Annotated in this window: 14 protein-coding genes; 4 read left to right on the top strand and 10 right to left on the bottom strand. The window is 70.9% G+C overall.

Annotation, left to right across the window (positions count from 1 at the left end; all coding sequences use genetic code 11):
* Positions 1-9: 9 nt before the first annotated feature.
* Positions 10-942, bottom strand: coding sequence for an NADP-dependent oxidoreductase (locus ACIOD2_RS10320; RefSeq protein ID WP_400536487.1), 933 nt, complete (start codon positions 940-942; stop codon positions 10-12).
* 91 nt (positions 943-1033) lie between these two features.
* On the opposite strand from ACIOD2_RS10320, the gene ACIOD2_RS10325 reads away from it, so the two are divergent.
* Positions 1034-1609 (top strand): TetR/AcrR family transcriptional regulator, encoded by a 576-nt coding sequence (locus ACIOD2_RS10325; protein WP_400536488.1) that lies wholly within the window; start codon positions 1034-1036, stop codon positions 1607-1609.
* Here the strand turns inward: ACIOD2_RS10325 and ACIOD2_RS10330 are convergent.
* Both ACIOD2_RS10330 and ACIOD2_RS10335 read right to left on the bottom strand, forming a co-directional pair.
* A complete protein-coding gene (locus tag ACIOD2_RS10330; protein ID WP_400536489.1) occupies positions 1606-2583 on the bottom strand; it encodes an LLM class flavin-dependent oxidoreductase in 978 nt (325 codons plus the stop codon). The genes ACIOD2_RS10325 and ACIOD2_RS10330 overlap by 4 nt on opposite strands.
* A 14-nt stretch (positions 2584-2597) precedes the next feature.
* On the bottom strand, positions 2598-3116 hold the full coding sequence (locus ACIOD2_RS10335; RefSeq protein WP_400536490.1) for a GNAT family N-acetyltransferase: 519 nt from the start codon (positions 3114-3116) through the stop codon (positions 2598-2600).
* A gap of 120 nt (positions 3117-3236) precedes the next feature.
* Here ACIOD2_RS10335 and ACIOD2_RS10340 point away from each other — a divergent pair, with 120 nt between their 5' ends.
* A complete protein-coding gene (locus ACIOD2_RS10340) occupies positions 3237-3938 on the top strand; it encodes a hypothetical protein (RefSeq protein ID WP_400536491.1) in 702 nt (233 codons plus the stop codon).
* Positions 3939-3992: 54 nt separating this feature from the next.
* On the opposite strand, the gene ACIOD2_RS10345 is transcribed toward ACIOD2_RS10340, so the two are convergent.
* A complete protein-coding gene (locus ACIOD2_RS10345; protein WP_400536492.1) occupies positions 3993-7709 on the bottom strand; it encodes a multifunctional oxoglutarate decarboxylase/oxoglutarate dehydrogenase thiamine pyrophosphate-binding subunit/dihydrolipoyllysine-residue succinyltransferase subunit in 3717 nt (1238 codons plus the stop codon).
* Between the two features lie 258 nt (positions 7710-7967).
* Between ACIOD2_RS10345 and ACIOD2_RS10350 the strand changes: the two genes are divergently transcribed.
* Positions 7968-8240: a hypothetical protein gene (locus ACIOD2_RS10350; protein ID WP_400536493.1), complete on the top strand. Its 273-nt coding sequence runs from the start codon at positions 7968-7970 to the stop codon at positions 8238-8240.
* Here ACIOD2_RS10350 and ACIOD2_RS10355 read toward each other — a convergent pair.
* The 5 genes from ACIOD2_RS10355 to ald form a co-directional block, all read right to left on the bottom strand.
* Complete coding sequence (locus tag ACIOD2_RS10355) at positions 8237-8842, bottom strand: DUF4291 domain-containing protein (protein WP_400536494.1); 606 nt, start codon at positions 8840-8842, stop codon at positions 8237-8239. The genes ACIOD2_RS10350 and ACIOD2_RS10355 overlap by 4 nt on opposite strands.
* Before the next feature lie 255 nt (positions 8843-9097).
* Positions 9098-12841, bottom strand: coding sequence for an ABC transporter ATP-binding protein (locus ACIOD2_RS10360; protein WP_400536495.1), 3744 nt, complete (start codon positions 12839-12841; stop codon positions 9098-9100).
* 96 nt (positions 12842-12937) lie between these two features.
* Positions 12938-13819, bottom strand: a complete 882-nt coding sequence (locus ACIOD2_RS10365; RefSeq protein ID WP_400536496.1) for an ABC transporter permease — start codon at positions 13817-13819, stop codon at positions 12938-12940.
* Complete coding sequence (locus ACIOD2_RS10370) at positions 13819-14913, bottom strand: ABC transporter ATP-binding protein (protein WP_400536497.1); 1095 nt, start codon at positions 14911-14913, stop codon at positions 13819-13821. The genes ACIOD2_RS10365 and ACIOD2_RS10370 overlap by 1 nt, the downstream gene beginning before the upstream one ends.
* A gap of 714 nt (positions 14914-15627) precedes the next feature.
* Positions 15628-16743: an alanine dehydrogenase gene (ald, locus tag ACIOD2_RS10375; protein WP_400536498.1), complete on the bottom strand. Its 1116-nt coding sequence runs from the start codon at positions 16741-16743 to the stop codon at positions 15628-15630.
* Between the two features lie 172 nt (positions 16744-16915).
* Here ald and ACIOD2_RS10380 point away from each other — a divergent pair, with 172 nt between their 5' ends.
* Positions 16916-17848 (top strand): zinc-binding dehydrogenase, encoded by a 933-nt coding sequence (locus ACIOD2_RS10380; RefSeq protein ID WP_400536499.1) that lies wholly within the window; start codon positions 16916-16918, stop codon positions 17846-17848.
* Between the two features lie 75 nt (positions 17849-17923).
* Here the strand turns inward: ACIOD2_RS10380 and ACIOD2_RS10385 are convergent, their stop codons facing one another.
* Positions 17924-18823, bottom strand: coding sequence for a zinc metalloprotease (locus tag ACIOD2_RS10385; RefSeq protein WP_400536500.1), 900 nt, complete (start codon positions 18821-18823; stop codon positions 17924-17926).
* Positions 18824-18952: the final 129 nt, after the last annotated feature.

Here is an 18952-nt window from a genome sequence, read left to right on the forward strand (position 1 = left end):
CCCCTTGGTCTAGAGGTCGATGACGACCTTGCCCTTCACGTGCCGGCCGGCCTGCAGTTCGGCCGCGTTGCGGATCTGCTCGATCGGGAAGCTCGCCGCGATCGGCACCCGGAGCCGGCCCGCCGCGACCAGGCGGGCGAGCTCTTCCAGGGCGCCGGGAGCGGCGTTCGCGCCGTTGGCCGCGGACACGCCGTCGAGCTGCGCGGCGATGGTGCAGATACGGCTGTCCGGGACACCGAGTTCCCGTGCGGTGTGCACGGTGTCCGTCCCGTGCAGGTCGAGGGCGGCGGTGATCCCGCCGGGCGCGAGGGCCCGGACCCGGTCGGCCAGGCCGTCGCCGTAGACGACCGGCTCGGCTCCGAGCTCGCGCAGGAAGTCGGCCGAGGACGCCGATCCCGTGCCGATCACGCGCGCTCCCGCGATCCGGGCCAGCTGGACGGCGAACACCCCGACCCCGCCCGCCGCGCCGCCGATCAGCACCGTGTCGTCCGGGCCGGGGCCGACCACGGCGAGGGCGGCGGACGCCGTGCGGCCGGCGATGGCGAGGGTGGCGGCGGTGCGGTCGTCGACGCCGTCGGGGGTGTGGTGGGCCTCGTTCGCCGCGACCGCCCCGGCCGGGTCGACCACCACGAAGCCGGCGACCGCGCGGGACAGCGCGCCCCCGAACACCCGGTCACCCGGCGCGAAGCCGGTCACCCCGTCGCCGACCTGGTCGACCACACCCGCGTAGTCGGTCCCGAACCCGGCCGGGAGGCTCAGGCCGAACCGGGCGGCCGTGTCCGCGTCGGCGGTCATGATCCAGTCCATCGGGTTCAGGCCGGCCGCGGTGACCCGCACGCGGAGCTGTCCCGGACCGGCCTGCGGAGCGGAGACCTCGCGAACGTCCAGGACCTCGGGGCCGCCGAACGCGTCGAGCTGGACCGCCCTGCTCTGTTCCTGCATGTGGATCTGTCTCCTTGGCACCGAGGGAAGATGAAACGGACTATGCTCCGTTTACCTGGACCACCCTAACACAATCGGAGCATGTTCCGTTTTGGCTGAGTCAGAGACGCGCACACCACGGGCCGACGCGACCCGCAACCGCGACCAGCTGCTCGCGGTGGCGACCCGCATGTTCGCGGCGGCCGACGCCGAGCCGTCGATGCGGGCGATCGCCCGCGAGGCCGGGGTCGGCATCGCCACGCTGTACCGGCACTTCCCGACCCGCGAGTCGCTGGTCGACGCGGTCTACCGCGACCAGGTCGTGCGGCTGACGACCGGCGCCCGCGACCTGCTCGGCCAGGTGCCCCCGGCCGCGGCGATGCGGCGCTGGATGGACCTGTTCGGGGACTGGATCGCGACCAAGAACGGCATGCTCGACACGCTGCTCGCGATGATCGAGTCGGGCGAGATCGCCCATGCCCAGACCCGGACCGAGCTGCTGACGGCCATCACCACGATCCTCGACGCCGGTAGTGCGGCGGGCGACCTCCGCTCGGACGTCACCGCCGAAGACATCGCCGCGTCCCTCGTCGGCATCTTCACCGTGGCGCCCCGGCCCGAGCGGGAAGCCAAGGCCGCTCGCCTGCTGAACCTCCTGATGGACGGCCTCCGCCCGGCCGGGCACTAGCGCAGGGCGGCCGCCACCCGGCCCGCGTCCTCGATGCCCCGCTCCGGCGGCTCCTCCGGCAGTGGCAGCAGGACCACCGACCCGCTGCCGGCTTCGTGCAGCGCGCGGACCCGGGCCACGCACGACGCCAGGTCGCCGCAGACGGCCAGCTGCTCGATCCACTCCGGGCGCAGGCCCGCCGCCAGTTCGTCCACTGTGGACGCCGAGTCCACCAGCCCGAGCAGCTCCGTAGCGAACGGCAAGTCCGCCACCTGGACCCGGGCGCCCGGCGTCAGCGACTCCGCCACCGTGAGGCGCGCCCGCTCGGGATCGCCCAGCGCGAGCCAGTTGTACGTCACCACCGTGTGACTCGCCGGGGCGCCCGCCGCCGAACGCCCGGGTTCGATGGCCGCCCGAGCCGAGCGGACGTACTCCGGAGGTGACGGCTCGGCGAGGATCGTGCCGTCCGCCGTCGCACCCGCGATCGCCAGGGACTTCGGGCGCCGGACGCCCGCCACCAGCGGCGGCGCCTCGGCCGGCGGGAACACCAGCTCCACCTCGTCCAGCGAGACGTGCCGCCCGGACACCGAAACGCGCTCGCCCGCGAGCAGGCGCCGGACCGCGACGAGCGTCTCCTCCAGCGCCGCCAGCGGGGACGCCGGGTACGCGCCGATCTGCTTCATCCACGACGGGACGCCGTGACCGAACCCGGCGATCAGCCGTCCCGGGTGCAGCTCCGCCAGCGCCGCGAGCTCCATGGCCGCGATCGCCGGGTTGCGCGCCACCACCGGCATGACCCCGATGCCGACCTTGATCGTCGACGTCGTCTCCAGCGCGGTGGCGATCGTCGCGATCCCGGCCGCCCAGAAGCAGTCCTCGACCAGCCACAGCTCGTCGAGCCCGGCCGCCTCGGCCTGCCGGGCCAGCTCACGCAGCCGCGACGGCGGCTGCTCGCGGTTGATCCGGACACCGACCGACGAGCGGGGTTCGTACATGCGCGGGCTCCTGTTCAGATCCGGGAAAAGGCCGGCGCGTACTCGAACGCGCCTCGGTGCGTGGGCTGGTACGCCGTGAGCGTGCGCGCCTGGAAGTGCTGGGCCCAGCCCGGATCCGGCGGCGTGACGCCGAGCGCCGACGTGAGCACGAACCCGAAACGCGAGTAGTAGGCCGGGTCGCCGAGGAGCACGACGAGGCCGTAACCCAGGGCGTCCGCCGCGCCGAGAACCGTGTGCACCAGCGCCGAACCGACGCCGGTGCGGTGGTGCGCGGGCAGCACGCCGAGCGGGCCGAGACCGACCGCGACGCCGGTGTCGTCGCCGAGCCGCGCCGTGCTGCAGCAGACGTGCCCGACGACCTCGCCGTCGCGGACCGCGACGAACGACAACGCGCCGATCAGGTCCCCCTCGGCCCGGAGCTCGTCGACGAGCGGGGCTTCGACGGGAGTCACGCCCGCCTCGCGGCGGAAGGCCTCGGCGTGGACGGTGTGGACGGCGGCCCGGTCGTCGGGCGACTCGCGGCGGATGAGCATGGGCGTCAGCATGCCGTGCGAAGCGGGCGTCGGCGAACTCCTTTTCGCGAGCCCCGACCGTCCGAGTGGTTCTTCCCGAAACGCCCACTCCGGGCACGCGCATCACTTACCCTCCGAGAGGTGCAGCAGGGACCGCAGTACCCGTACCAGCAACAACAGCCGTACTACCCGGGTTACCCGCCACCGCCCCAGCGCGGCGGCGGGAAGACGGCGCTGGTGATCGTGCTGGTCGTGGCCGGGGTGCTCGTGGTCGCCGGGCTGGGTGTGGGCGCGTTCTTCCTCCTCAAGCCGGACAAGCACACGGTGGCGGCCCCGCCGTCGTCGACCTCGGCGCCCGCGGAGCCGGACAAGTACACGTCGCTGCCGCGGTGCCCGGAGGTCGGCAGCCGGATGGACGGCCTGCCGCCGCTGCTGCGCGACGACGCGCCGGAGCCAGCCGGCACGTCGAACGACGACGTCACGATGACCCAGCTGAGCTGCTCCTGGATGAAGTCCGGGTCGTCGTCGGGTCAGGTGACGATGTACCTGTCGGAGTCGAAGACACCCGGATCGGGCGCGGGCACGAGGTGGTCCGCCGCGGGGTACGACAACGCGGTGGAAGACGGCGGCAAGCCGATCACCGCCGGGATCGGGCAGGCGACGAAGGCCGCGGACGTCGACTTCCACGCCAGCAGCAGCCTGCAGTGCGGGGTGCACTTCTACCAGGGCAACGTCGAAGCCATCGTGATCGTCCAGGCGGCCGACGAGCAGGACCGGAACATGGATCGCTGCCGGCGGAACGCGCACAAGCTCGCGGAGGCGGCGTCGGAGTCGATGAGCTAGCACGGAAAAGGCCCCCGCACACGAGGTGCGGGGGCCTTTTCCGTGGTCAAGCGATCAGTCGAACGCCTTGGAGATCAGCGCCTTCTGCTCCACCTCGTGCACCTTCGACGAGCCGGCCGACGGCGCCGCCATCGGACGCCGCGAGACGACCTGCAGGCCCGAGAGCACCTCCGGGAACTTCCGGGGCAGGTTCAGGCCGAAGAACGGCCACCCACCCTGGTTCTCCGGCTCCTCCTGGACCCACGCGACCTGCGTCGCGTTGGTGTAGCGCTCCAGCGCCGCCAGCAGCTTCTTCTTCGGCAGCGGGTAGTACTGCTCGATCCGCACGATCGCGACGTCGTCCGCCTCGCGCTTCGTGCGCTCGGCCACCAGCTCCCAGTACAGCTTCCCGGAGGTCAGCAGCACCTTGCGGACCTTCGCCGGGTCCGGCGTCACGTCGTCGATGACCGACATGAACCGGGACTGGCCGGTGAAGTCGCTCGTCGCCGACGTCGCGGCCTTGTTGCGCAGCATCGACTTCGGCGTGAAGACGACCAGCGGGCGCTGGATCCCGTCGAGGGCGTGGCGGCGCAGCAGGTGGAAGTAGTTCGCCGGGGTGGAGGGCACCGCGACGGTCATCGAGCCTTCGGCGCACAGCGCCAGGAAGCGCTCGATGCGGCCGGAGGTGTGGTCCGGGCCCTGGCCCTCGTGGCCGTGCGGCAGCAGCAGCACGACGTCGGAGCGCTGGCCCCACTTGGCCTCGCCCGAGGAGATGTACTCGTCGATGACGGTCTGCGCGCCGTTGACGAAGTCACCGAACTGCGCCTCCCACATCACGAGCGCCTCGGAGTTCGCCACCGAGTAGCCGTACTCGAAGCCGACGGCCGCGTACTCCGACAGCGCCGAGTCGTAGATCATCACGCGGCCCTGGCCGTCGGCCAGGTTCTGCAGCGGCGAGTACTCCTGGCCGGTCTTGCGGTCGATGAACACCGAGTGCCGCTGGGTGAAGGTGCCGCGCCGCGAGTCCTGGCCGGACAGCCGGATGAGCCGGCCTTCCAGCGCGAGGGACCCGAACGCCAGCAGCTCGCCGAACGCCCAGTCGATGTCGCCTTCGCGCGACATCTTGTGGCGGCGCTCCATGACCGGCTTGACGCGCGGGTGCGGCGTGAAGCCCTCCGGCACGTTCACGAACGCGTCGCCGATGTGCTCCAGCGTCTCGCTCGAGATCGACGTCGTCACCTTCGCCGGGACCTGCTGCTCCTCCTCGACCGAGGGGCTCGCCTTCGCCGGGTGCTTCTCCAGCTCGCGGACCTCGTTGAAGACGTGCTCCAGCTGGCTCGAGAAGTCGCGCAGCGCGGCCTCGGCCTCCTCGACGGAGATGTCACCACGGCCGATCAGCGACTCGGTGTAGCCCTTACGGACCGAGCGCTTCGTGTCGATGATGTCGTACATCGCCGGCTGCGTCATCGAGGGGTCGTCACCCTCGTTGTGGCCGCGGCGGCGGTAGCAGATCAGGTCGATCACGACGTCCTTGTGGAACGCCTGCCGGTACTCGACGGCCAGCTTGGCCACCCAGTGCGCGGCCTCCGGGTCGTCCCCGTTCACGTGGAAGATCGGCGAGCCGATCATCTTCGCGACGTCGGTGGCGTACTGGCTGGAGCGCGAGTGCTCCGGCGCGGTCGTGAAGCCGACCTGGTTGTTGACGATCACGTGCACGGTGCCGCCGGTGCGGTACCCGCGCAGCAGCGACAGGTTCAGCGTCTCGGCGACGACGCCCTGGCCCGCGAAGGCCGCGTCGCCGTGCATCAGGACCGGCAGCACGGTGTAGCCCTCGCCGCCCTTGTCCAGGAGGTCCTGCTTCGCGCGGACGATGCCCTCGAGCACCGGGTCCACGGTCTCCAGGTGCGACGGGTTCGCCGTCAGCGACACCTTCGTCTCGCCGTCGCCGAACATCCGGAAGTACTTGCCCTCGGCGCCGAGGTGGTACTTCACGTCACCGGAACCGTGCGCCTGGCCCGGGTCGAGGTTGCCCTCGAACTCCTGGAAGATCTGCGAGATCGGCTTGCCGACGATGTTCGCGAGCACGTTCAGCCGGCCGCGGTGCGGCATGCCGATGACGACCTCGTCGAGCTCGTGCTCGGCGGCCTTGTCGAGCAGCGTGTCGAGCAGCGGGATCGCCGTCTCGCCGCCTTCGAGGGAGAACCGCTTCTGGCCGACGTACTTGGTCTGCAGGAACGTCTCGAACGCCTCGGCGGCGTTCAGCTTCGAGAGCACGTACTTCTGGACCGCGGGGTCCGGCTTCTCGTGCGGGATCTCGACGCGCTCCTGGATCCAGCGGCGCTCCTCGGGGTCGAGGATGTGCGTGTACTCGATGCCGACCGTGCGGCAGTACGAGTTGCGCAGCACGCCGAGGATGTCGCGCAGCTTCATCCGCTCCTGGCCGGCGAAGCCGCCGACCGGGAACTCGCGGTCCAGGTCCCAGAGCGTCAGGCCGTGGGACAGGACGTCCAGGTCGGCGTGGCTGCGCTGGCGGTAGTTCAGCGGGTCCGTGTCGGCCATCAGGTGACCGCGCATCCGGAACGCGTCGATCAGCTCGATCACGCGGGCGGTCTTGTCGACCGGGCCCTCGGGGATGTCGGCGACCCAGCGGATCGGCTCGTACGGCAGGCGCAGGCTGGTGAAGACGTCGTCGTAGAAGCCGTCTTCACCGAGCAGCAGCTGGTGGATGCGCTTGAGGAACTCGCCGGACTCCGCGCCCTGGATGATGCGGTGGTCGTACGTCGAGGTCAGCGTCATGATCTTGCTGATGCCCAGGTCGACCAGCGTCTTCTCGCTGGTGCCCTCGAACGCCGCCGGGTACTGCATGGCGCCGACGCCGATGATCGCGCCCTGACCGGCCTGCAGGCGCGGCACCGAGTGGTTGGTGCCGATGCCGCCCGGGTTGGTCAGCGAGATGGTGGTGCCGGAGAAGTCGTCCGCGGTCAGCTTGTTGTTGCGGGCCTTCTTGACGATGTCCTCGTACGCCTGCCAGAACTGCAGGAACGACATGTCCTCGCAGCCCTTGATCGAGGCCACGACGAGGGTGCGGGAGTCGTCCTTGCCCTTCATGTCGATCGCGAGCCCGAAGTTGACGTGCTCCGGCGTGATCGCGAACGGCTTCCCGTCGATCAGCTGGTAGTGCCGGTTCATGTTCGGGAAGTTCTTCAGCGCCCGCACCATGGCGTAGCCGATGAGGTGCGTGAAGGAGATCTTGCCGCCACGGGTGCGCTTCAGGTGGTTGTTGATGACGATGCGGTTGTCCGCCATCAGCTTCGCCGGCACCGCGCGCACGCTGGTCGCGGTCGGCACGGACAGCGACGCGTCCATGTTCTTGGCGATCGCCGCCGCGGCGCCACGGAGCTGCTTCGACTCCGGCTCGTCCTTGGCCTGCGGCTTCGCTTCGGTCTTGGCGTCCGTCTTCGGCGCGGCCTTCACGGGAGCCTTCGGAGCCGGCTTCGCGGGCGCGGCGGCCTTGGTGGCCGGCGTCGACGTCTGCTTGGCGGCGGACTCGGCGTTCTGCACCGCCTTCGACGACGGCGCCGCTGCCTGGCCGTTGGTGGCGGGCTTGGCGTCGGCCTGCTTCTGCCGGGCGTTGTCCGCCTTGGCCTGAGCGTTCTGCGTCGGCTTGAAGTCCGCGAAGAAGTCGTGCCACGCGGCATCGACTGAACTGGGGTCTGCGAGGAACTGGTCGTACATCTCTTCGACCAGCCACTCGTTGGGGCCGAACTGTGACGCAGGGCTGCTGCTGGACACGGCTTGGGCTCGCCTCTATCCGTCTCGATCTCGATCTTGAATCCGTTGATGCGCCTACCAGGCTAACCCCCTCGGTGAGCGCGATGTGATGGAACCGGCCTGTGTGAGGCGTGGCGCACTAGGGCATCGGTCACTGACACGATCAAGATGTGCTAAGGGAACCTTAAGTCCTGGACCCGGTACAGGGTTTTCGCGGGGTTGTCCCGGTTGTGGCCGGGCGCTCCGCGGCCGTTCACCCGGGTCGGTTCTCCTGGGTGGATGTGGCTGGTGGAGTGTCCGTCGTTCTGGGACCAGGGCCTGGTCAGGCCGCTGGTGACCGAGTCCGGCGCGGTCGTGCTGCGGTGCGATTCGTGCGAGGCCGTCTGGCGCACGCTCGCCGATTTCGAGGAGCAGGAGCACGTCGAGCCGGACGAGCCGGACTGGCTGGTCGGCGCCGGCGTGCACGTCCGGCCGGGGACGTTCCGCTGGGCGGGGCGCCCCGATGTCGAGGCCGCGGGGCTGGGTTCGCTGCGGTGGCGGGCGCTGCCCTAACCGTCGGCGTCGATGGCCCGCGCGAGGTCTTCGGGGAGCTCGTACGGCGGCTCGTGCGGGACGAGTTTCACGGCCTTGTGCAGCTCGTGGTCCCGCAGGTGCCCGTGGATCTGCCGCATCACCGGTGTGACGTCGGTGATGGCGGTGATCCACTCGTCGACGTAGCGGTCGACGGCTTCGCCGCTCAGCCCGACCTGGATCGCGCGGAAGTTCAGAGCCTGGTGGTCGAGGTCACGTTCGGGGTCCCACTGGATCCGCACCGGACTGGTCTTGACCAGCTGCTCCCAGGCCTTCTTGTCCTGGTCAGGGCGGGGATGGCTCAGCGCGGCGTGGGCGAGGGCCCACTCGAAGCCGTCCCGGGTGATGTCGATCGCCAGGACGACCTCCTGGCCGGGCTTGGTCCCGTAACCGCACCGGTAGGCCATCCACCGGAACGACGGCTTGATCCACGTCATCCGCTCCCGCTTGAACGGCGCGACGAAAGTCTGCTTCGCCAGCGCCGGCTCGGCGATCTCGGGTGAGTAGGCCTGGTAGACCCGGACGGTCGTCTCGGTCTGCACGGCGCGGATCTGCCGGTCGGGCGCCCGCTGTTGTTCGAACATCCCGCCATGCTCCCGCGCCCCGGACGCCCCGGCGAGCCCTTTCCCGGCGAGCGAACCCGCACCTCGCGAGATTCCCGACGTAAGTCGGGTGATCCGGCCCGGAACTCACGTGAACGAAACCGGAACTCGCGTGATTGAAGGGTCAGCACGCGTGATTGGCGGGTCGACACGGCGGGGCCGGCCTCGAACCGGCGTGTCGACTCTTCAATCACGCGAGTCGACCTCTGGATCACGCGTGTCGACCCTCTGATCACGTCAGCCGAGGGACCAGAGGCGGGCGTAGTGGCCGTCGGCCGCCAGGAGCTCGGTGTGGGTTCCGGTTTCGACGATGCGGCCGTGGTCGAGGACCACGATGCGGTCGGCGCGGGCCGCCGTGGCCAGGCGGTGGGCGACCACGAACGTCGTGCGGCGGCGGGCCAGGTGCTCCGTCGCGCGCAGGACCGCGGCCTCCGTCGACGGGTCGAGCGCCGCCGTCGCCTCGTCGAGCAGCAGGACGTCCGGGTCCACCAGCTCCGCCCGGGCCAGCGCCACCAGCTGACGCTGCCCGGCCGACAGCGACCGCCCGCGTTCGCCCACCGGCTGCAGGAACCCGGCCGACAGCGCCGCGACGCCGTCGAGCGCGCCCACCGCGCGGACGGCCTCCTCGACCTCGGCGTCGGTCGCCGCCGGGCGGCCGTACCGGACGTTGTCCGCCACCGTGCCGGAGAACAGGTGCGCCTCCTGCGGCACGACGCCCATCCGCTGGCGCAGCCCGGCCAGCTCGTACTCGCGGACGTCGGTGCCGTCGATCCGGACCGTGCCGCCCGTGGCGTCGTAGAAGCGCGCGACCAGCTTCACCGCCGTCGACTTGCCCGCGCCGGTCGCGCCGACCAGCGCGATCGTCTCCCCGGCCGTGACGTCCAGCGTGAACTGCGCCAGCGCCTTCGCTTCCGCGCCGGCGTAGGCGAAGTCGACCTCCTTGAAGCTCACTTCGCCGCGCAGCCGCTCCGGGATCGCCAGCGGGTGGTCCGCCGCCGGGACGGACGTCGGCGTGCGCAGCAGGTCGCCGATCCGGTTCAGGCCGACCCGGGCCTGCTGGTAGCCGTCGAACACCGACGACAGCTGCTGGATCGGCGAGAAGAACTGCTGCAGGTACAGCAGGAAACCGAGCAGCACGCCGGCGGACAGCGTGCCCGCCGACACGCGGTTCGCGCCCGCGACCAGCACGGTCGTCGTCGCCAGGTCGGACATCAGCGCGACCAGCGGGAAGTACGTCGCCACGTACCGCTGCGCCCGCAGCCGCGAGCGGCGGTAGTCGTCGCTGCGCGAAGCGAACGCCGCGGCGGAGCGGTCTTCGCGGGTGTACGCCTGGGCGACACGCAGGCCGCTCATGTTCTCCTGCATGTCCGCGTTGACCAGGCTGACCCGTTCGCGGGCCTCGTTGTAGGCCTTCGACGCCGCCCGCCGGAAGATCACCGTGGCCACGGCCAGCACCGGCACCATCGCCAGCGCGTACAGCGCCAGGCCGGCGTCGGTGACCAGCAGCGCCACCGTGATCCCGGCCAGCGTCAGCGCGCTGACGACCGCGGTGGCCAGTCCGGTCTGCAGGAACGTCGACAGCGCGTCGACGTCCGTCGTCATCCGGGTCATGATCTTTCCGGACAGCTCCCGCTCGTAGTAGTCGAGCCCGAGCCGCTGCAGGTGCGCGTAACTGCGGACGCGCAGTGCGTACAGCACGGTCTCGCCGACCCTCGAGGTCAGCCGGGTCTGCGCGAACACCACCACCCAGTCGGCCGCGATCACCGCGGCGCCGATGCCGGCGGCGAGCCAGATCATCCACTCCGCACCGGTGCGGACGCCGTGGTCGACGCCGAACTGGTAGAGCGCAGGCAGCGCGATCGAGGCCAGCGCGTCCGCCGCGACCAGGCCGATCACCACGGCCAGCGGCCAGCGGACCGGCCGCAGCAACCCCGCGAGCCGGAACCGCGGGTCGGGCGCGGTGACGTCCACATCGGACAGCCGGGGCTCGTCCGTGGCGGGTGGCAGCTTCCGCACGCCTTCGATGAGCTCCGGTGTCGGCGGCACGTCGAGACTTCCACTGCCCGCGAACCCGCTGCTGTTCGGGTTGGCGCTGCGCTGCTGCGCGGCCTCGGCCAGCGCGTCGACGTCGTCCTTGCTCTCGTCACGCGGCCAGAGCGCCGGGGTGACGCCGGCCGCGTCGCGGTCGAGGCCCTCGCAGCGGACCTTCTCCTCGACGTCGTCACCCGGGCCCGCGATCAGCTCGCGGAACAGCGGGCAGCGCGCGGTCAGCTCGGCCTCGGTGCCGACGTCGATCACCTTGCCGTCGTCGAGCACCGCGATCCGGTCGGCCAGCGCGAGCGTGGAGCGCCGGTGCGCGATCAGCAGGGTCGTGCGGCCGGCCGTGACCGAGCGCAGGGTGTCGTAGATCGCCGCCTCGGTGACGGTGTCGATGGCCGACGTCGCGTCGTCGAGGACCAGGATCCGCGGGTCGGTGATCAGGGCCCTGGCCAGCCCGAGCCGCTGCCGCTGGCCGCCCGAGAGCGTCAGCCCGCGCTCGCCGACCAGGGTGTCGTAGCCCTCCGGCAGGTCGCGGATGAACTCGTCCGCCTCCGCCGCGCGCGCCGCCGCGAAGATCTCGTCGTCACTCGCGTCCGGCCTGCCGTAGGCGATGTTGTCGCGGATCGAGGTGGAGAAGAGGAACGCCTCCTCGAACACGACGCCGATCGCCTGGCGCAGCTGCCGCAGCGGCACGTCCCGGACGTCGAGGCCGCCGACGCGCACCGCGCCCGCGTGCACGTCGTAGAAGCGGGGCAGCAGCAGCGAGATCGTCGACTTCCCGGAGCCGGCGGTGCCGACCAGCGCGAGCGTCTCGCCCGGCCGGGCCTCCACCGACAGCCCGTCGAGCACCGGCTCGCTGCGGGTGTAACCGAACCGGACGTCGCTCAGCTCGACGCCGAGCGGCCCGCTGGGCAGCGGCCGCGCGCCGGGGGAGTCGACGACCTCCGACTGCGCGTCGATCAGCTCGTAGACGCGCTCCGCGCCGGCGCGGGTCAGCTGCGCCTGCACGACCAGGCCGGACAGCATCCGGGCCGGGCCGATCAGCGTCGCGAGGTAGGTCGCGAAGGCGAGGAAGGTGCCGAGCGTGATGGAGCCGTTCAGGGCGAGGACACCGCCGATGCCGAGCACCGCGACCTGGCCCGCGGCGGGCAGTGCCGCCGTGGTCGCCGTCGGCACCGCGGCCAGTTTCGCCGCGCGAAGGCGTTCACCGAACAGCTTGCGCGCCGTCCGCTCCAGGCGGCCGACCTCACGCGACTCCTGGCCGAACCCCTTCACGACGCGCACGCCGGTGACGGTCTCCTCGACCTGCTGCGCGACGTCCGCCGCGCGCTGCTGCGCCGACCAGGTGGCCGGGAACAGCCGCTTCCGGCTGCGGGTCACGACGATGCCGACCGCGGGCGTGACGACCAGCGCGATCAGCGTCAGCATCGGCGACATCCACAGCATTGCGACGAACGACAGCAGCGCGAAGATCACCGAACCGAACGACAGCGGGATCTGCATCAGGATCCCGGTGACCAGCTGCAGGTCCGAGATCGCTCGCGAGACGACCTGGCCGGTGCGCAGGGCGTCCTGCTTGCCACCGTCGAGCCGGGAAACCGCGTTGAACACCCGTTGCCGCAGGTCGTGCTGGACGTCGAGGGCGAGCTTCCCGCCGAAGTACCGGCGCAGGAACGCCGTGGCGAACGCGACCAGCTGCAACGCCACCAGGAACACCGCGATCCCGGGCAGCGCCCCGGTCTGCCCCGCCACCGCGTCGTCCACCGCCGCGCGCACCAGCAGCGGGCTGGCGGCCTGCACACCGACGCTGAACACGGCGGCGACCAGCGACAACACGACTGTCGCGCGGTGCTCCCACGCCGCCGCGGACAGCCGGCGGACCCAGCCGACGGTCTCGGCAGGTGGGAGCTCTTGACGGGGACGAGGCGGAGCGATGGTCACGTAGCAACACTAAGCGCCGCCACCGACAGAATATTTCCTCCAGCGCGAGAGGGCCCCTTCCCGACGTCGGGAAGGGGCCCTCTCGGGATCGCTCGATCAGGTGATGTCGCGCTTCTGGTTGCCCGCCCAGCCGAGGCCGAAGAACACCATCGTCCAGGCGAAGAAGATCAGCGCCGACGCCCACCACGAGATCACGCCGGGCGAGCCCGCCGCAAGCTGCAGGCCCAGCTGCGTCCAGTGGTCGACGTTGCCCGGCAGGTTCAGCGAGTTGATCCCGAACGCGCTCGCGGCGATCCCGCCGACGATCCCGTTGGCGGTGCCGTTCGGCAGGATGCCGCCCAGGATGTCGGTGGTGCCCCAGAGCGCGAACACCAGCACGTTCTCGATGATGAGGAACCACACGAGCAGCAGCACCACCGCGAGCGGCACGCTGCGGAGCACCGCGCCGAACCCGATGCCGAACAGCGTCACCAGCACCGCGGCCAGCACCGTGCCGCCGAGCGCCGCCAGCCACTGGCCGGCGGTCGGCCAGCGGCCCGCGTCCACCGACAGCATCACCGCGACGGCCGAGACGCCGAAGCTGATCAGGCCGTAGATCGCGCCCCACCCGACGTAGGTGAGCATCTTCGCGGTCAGCGCCGAGATCCGGTTGGGCGCGGTGAGGAACGTCGTCGTGATCGTCTTGCTGCGGTACTCGCCGGCGAGCGCGAACACGCCGAAGAGCGCCGGGATCAGCTGGGCGATGTTGACGCCGTGCGCCAGCGCGAGCAGGCCCACCGGCAGCTTGTCCGGGTCCAGGCCGATCGGCCCGGAGATGTCCCGTACCTCGCTGGACCCGATGAAGTCCGCGAAGTCGTTCGTGATCTTGCCCCAGACGAACGTCAGCCAGAACGCCACCAGCACCAGCGGGATGATCAGCACCCACCACGTGTTCAGCGAAAGCGTCTTGCGGAACTCCGCCTTGACCAGGTTCCCCATCACTGCTGCGGACCTCCCCAGCCCTGCGGCGGACCTTGTTGGTACTGCTGCTGTTGCGGCCCGGACGGCGGGCCCTGCTGGTACTGCTGCTGCGGCGGGTACCCGGGCGGTGGCGGGCCCTGCTGGTACGGCGGCTGCGGGGGATACCCCGGCGGCGGGCCCTGCGGCGGCATGCCCGGCGCACCCGCGAACTGACCCTGCGTCAGCTGGAAGAACATCCGCTCCAGGTCGGCGTGCTCCTCCTGCATCCCGTACACCGCGATCCCGGCCTTCGCGGCCAGGTCACCGATCTGCTGCACCGACGAGCCCGCGACGGCGACCCGGCCGTCCGGCGTCGGCGACACCTGCTGGATGCCGTTCTCCTGCAACGCCTTCACCAGCGCCGCGGGGTCCGCCGGCTGCACGAGCACCCGGGACTGCTGGCCCTTGCGGAGCTGGTCCAGCGACCCGTTGTAGCGCGTGACGCCCTGACTGATGATGACCACCTGGTCGATCAGCTGCTCGACCTCGTTGAGCAGGTGGCTCGACACCAACACCGTGCGGTGCTGTTCCCGCGCGTAGGCCCGCAGGAAGTTGCGCAACCAGAGGATGCCCTCCGGGTCGAGGCCGTTCGTCGGCTCGTCCAGCACCAGCACCTGCGGATCGCCCAGCAACGCCGTCGCCAGCGCCAGCCGCTGCCGCATGCCGAGGGAGAACCCACCCGCCTTCCGGTCGGCGGCACTGCCCAGCCCGACCAGGCCCAGCACCTCGTCCGCGCGGGCGTCGGGCACGCCGATCGCCGCCGCGTAGACGCGGAGGTGGTTACGGGCCGTCCGGCCCGGGTGGAAGCCCTCGTTCTCGAGCACCGAACCCACCACGCGCGCCGGGTTGCCCAGCTGCGAGTGCGGCCTCCCGTTGATCGTCGCCGACCCCGAGGTCGGCGTCACCAGCCCGAGCAACATGCGGAGCGTCGTCGTCTTCCCGGCACCGTTCGGGCCGAGGAAGCCCGTCACAGAACCGGCTTCGACCGTGAAACTCAGGTTCTGCACGGCGTTCACCATGCCGAACTGCTTGCTCAGGTTCTGCACCACAATCCGGCCACTGCCGTCGTGCATACCGTCCCCTTACGTTCCCGCTGATGGGGCGCATCCTGCCCTAACCGGGCGCCGCGCGCGCACGGAACGGGTGAACCGGCCGGGAGCGACCTTCGTCACGTTCCGCAACCGGTTCCGGGCACGGGTGGTAGTCAGGACAAGGCTCTGACCAGAGGGTTTGCCCGGGGGTCCGGGGCGAGTTGATAAAGAATTTGCCAGACTTGCCGACCCGGTGCAGCAAAGTCTTCCCAAGCCCTCTAAGCTAGGACTCGGCGGCCCGCTCCCAATGACCCCCAGGTTGGTTGAGCGGGCCGCCGCTACGTCTCCGCTTCGCTTCGCCTCCGCCGTGTCTTCCGGGGGCCGAGCCCCCGGACCCCCACGGTGCCTTTGGTTCGGCTTCCAGCGTGGTTTGGGGCCTTCGGCGCGTCTTTGGTCTCTGTGGCTCTTGGCTTGATGCGGATCTTGCCGAGCTTGCCGGGAACTACCACTCCGGCCGGCTTGCCTACGTGATGCCGTTCTGCCTTGTCTGGCTGCGCTGCTCCTGATGGCGTCGTTCGCTTGCAGCGGGGAAACCGGGCTGTGCCTCATGTTCGGCGCCGGTGTGGTCGTTGTGCTGCAGTTCTTGATCGAGCCGCTGGGTGAGCTGCCCGCATCGCGTACGGGCGGCGGTTCCTGGTCAAAGGAGGGCGGGCCCCTGTCGGAGAACGACAGGGGCCCGCTCGGGTTGGGTGGTGGTCAGGCGAGGACGGTGGCCAGCGGCGTGTGCGGCAGGTCGTGGGCGACCGCGACCGGGCCGTTGGTCAGCACGCCGGCGTGGGTGTTGAGGCCCTTCGCCAGAGCCGCGTCCGCCTGCAGCGCCGTCTTCCAGCCGTGCTCGGCCAGCTGGACCGCGTAGGGCAGCGTGACGTTCGTGAGGCCGTAGGTCGACGTGCGGGGCACCGCGCCCGGCATGTTCGCGACGCAGTAGAAGACCGACTCGTGCACGGTGTAGGTCGGGTCGTCGTGCGTGGTCGGGCGGGAGTCGGCGAAGCAGCCGCCCTGGTCGATCGCGATGTCGACGAGCACACTGCCCGCCTTCATCCGCGAGACGAGCTCGTTCGAGACCAGCTTCGGGGCCTTCGCACCCGGCACCAGCACCGCGCCGACGACCATGTCGGCCTGCAACACGGACTCCTCGACCGACAAGCGGTTCGACGTCACGGTGCGGATGCGGCCGCCGAAGTCGTTGTCGATCTGGCGGAGGCGGTCGACGTTGGTGTCCAGGATCTCGACGTCCGAGCCCAGGCCGAGCGCGACGCGGGCGGCGTTCAGGCCGGCGACACCGCCGCCGATGACGACGACGCGCGCCGGGTGCACGCCGGGGATGCCGCCGGGCAGCACCCCGCGGCCGCCGCTCGGCTTCATCAGGGAGAACGCGCCGACCTGCGGGGCCAGCCGGCCCGCGACCTCGGACATCGGGGCGAGCAGCGGCAGCGCGCCGTTGGCGGTCTGGACCGTCTCGTAGGCGATCGCGGTGGTGCCGGCGGCGAGCAGCGCGTCGGTCAGCGGCCGGTCGGCGGCGATGTGCAGGTAGGTGAACAGCACCTGGTCGGCGCGCAGGCGCGGGTACTCCTCGGCGATCGGCTCCTTGACCTTGAGCACCAGCTCGCCCTGGGCCCAGGTCTCGTCCGCGGTGGCGAGGATCTTCGCGCCGGCGGCGACGTACTCCTCGTCGGTGATCGAGGAACCGACACCGGCACCGGTCTCGACGAACACGTCGTGCCCGCGGCCGACCAGCTCGTGCACGCCCGCCGGGGTCAGCGCGACCCGGTACTCGTGCTTCTTGATCTCACGGGGAACGGCGATACGCACGGTCGGCCTCCTGGGTCGGTCTGCGTCCGGATTCGGTGCGGTGGTTCCCCTCACGGTGAACCACCCGGACGGCGGTGTCATCGTGCTGAGCGGACAGTTCTTCGACACTTTCATGGTGCTGAGCCGACAGGCCATTGACCTCGACCGGACTCGAAGTTGCAGCCTGTGCCGCATGCGCGTGGTGTGGATGAAGGAGTTCGGCGGTCCGGAAGTGCTCGTCCCCGGGGAGGCCCCGGACCCGGTCGCGGGGGACGGCCAGGTCGTGGTCGAGGTGGCGTTCGTGAACACCACGTTCGTCGAGACACAGGTGCGGGCCGGGACGGGACCGTTCCACCCGGAGCTGCCGATCGTGCCCGGCAACGGCGTCGGCGGCGTGATCAGCACGGTCGGCCCGGGGGTGGACCCGGACCTCGCCGGGCTTCGGGTGGTGACCTCGACCGGGGGTTCGGGCGGGTACGCCCAGCGCGTCGCGGTGGCCGCGTCGGCGGTGTTCCCGGTGCCGGACGGCCTGGCGCTCGACGCGGCGGTGGCGCTGCTCGCGGACGGCCGCACCGCGACCGCATTGGTCCATGCGACCAGTGTCCGGCCGGGCGATCGAGTGCTGGTCGAAGCGGCGGCGGGCGGGGTCGGCGGCCTGCTGGTCCAGCTGGCGAAGGCAGCGGGCGCGTCGGTGGTGGGCGCCGCGGGCGGTCCGGCGAAGGTGGCCCAGGTGCAGGGTGCCGACGTCGTCGTGGACTACCTGGCGCCGGACTGGACGTCGTCGGCCGGCGAGGTCGACGTGGTCTTCGACGGCGTGGGCGGCGAAATCGGCACGGCGGCGTTCGGCCTGCTGCGCCGCGGCGGCCGGATGGCGAGCTACGGCCTGGCGGGCGGTTCGTGGTCGGAAGTGTCCGAAGAGGACGCCGCGGCCCGGGGCGTCACGCTGGTCCGTTCCCTCGGCGGCGCCGAAGACCTGCGCACGTTCACGAAATCGGCGCTGGCGGAGGCGGCGGAGGGCCGCCTGCTCCCGGTGATCGGCCAGCGCTTCCCGCTGGAGAAGGCGTCGGACGCCCACGCGGCGATGGAATCCCGCACCACGGTGGGAAAAACGCTGCTGGTCCCGTGAAAGCCGTGAAGGCCACCTTGAGGGACATAGAGTCCCTCAAGGTGGCCTTCACGGCACTCGAGCCGAGGGAACGCGTCAGGCGCGGTAGGCCGACCAGGAGCTGGTCATCCGCGTGCCCTGGCCCGCGGTGAACTCGTACATGCAGCCGTCGTAGCTGTAGTCCATGAAGTTGTGGATCGGGTCGCTGCCCGCGGCCGAGCAGGTGTTCTTGCTCGCCGGGCAGCCGGACGTCGCCGTCGCCTCGGCCGGGGTGTCCGAGACGTAGTCGCCCGAACCGGAGCAGCCGCCCTGGAACGTGTGGTACAGCCCCATCCAGTGGCCGACCTCGTGGGTTGCCGTGTCGCCCTCGTTGTAGTTGGTCGCCGAGCGGCCCGGGAGGGACTCGTCGAGGATGACGACGCCGTCCAGCTTCGGCGAAGCCGTGTAGTTCCACGGGAACGTCGCCCAGCCGAGCAGGTCGTCACCGAGGTTGGCGGTGTAGATGTTCAGCGCGTTCTTGCCGCCCTTGCGCAGCGCGTTCTTCATGTTGCGCTCGGCGGACGTGCCGTCGGTGATGCCGTTGTACCAGGTGGAGTTGTTCGTGTAGTCCGTGCTCACCAGGCTGAACGTGAAGCCCTTGCTCGAGTACGCGCCGTTCAGCACCGAGATCTGCTTGGTGATGGTGGCGGCCGGCAGGTTGCCGGTCGACCCGCTCGTGATCACGTGGAAGTACACCGGGATCGACACCGCCGCGGGCGCCAGCGCGGCACGCCGGCCGGCCAGCTTGCTCTGCATGTCGGCTTCGACGCGGGCGGCTTCGGCCGGCGACAGGCTGTCGGCGTGGCCGTCCTTGCTGCGGTCCGCGGACTGGGTCGGCGTGAAGCAGTCGCCGCTCGGTGCCGCGACGGCGCTCCCGGCCGTGGCGCCCGGGACGGCCAGGGAAACCAGCGAGAGCGCGGACACCGCGCCCAGCTTCAGGGCCCTGCGAAAACTCATGGACGACTCCTCTGCGACGACCCGGCCACCCCGGGTGGTGCAGCGAAAATGCGCCGCGAAACCCACGGAATCCACCCTCTTTCGGCGGGAAAGGACAATCCGTACGTTCGGCGCGATCCATGCGGACCA

Source organism: Amycolatopsis sp. NPDC088138, from assembly GCF_044741685.1.
Lineage (GTDB): Bacteria > Actinomycetota > Actinomycetes > Mycobacteriales > Pseudonocardiaceae > Amycolatopsis.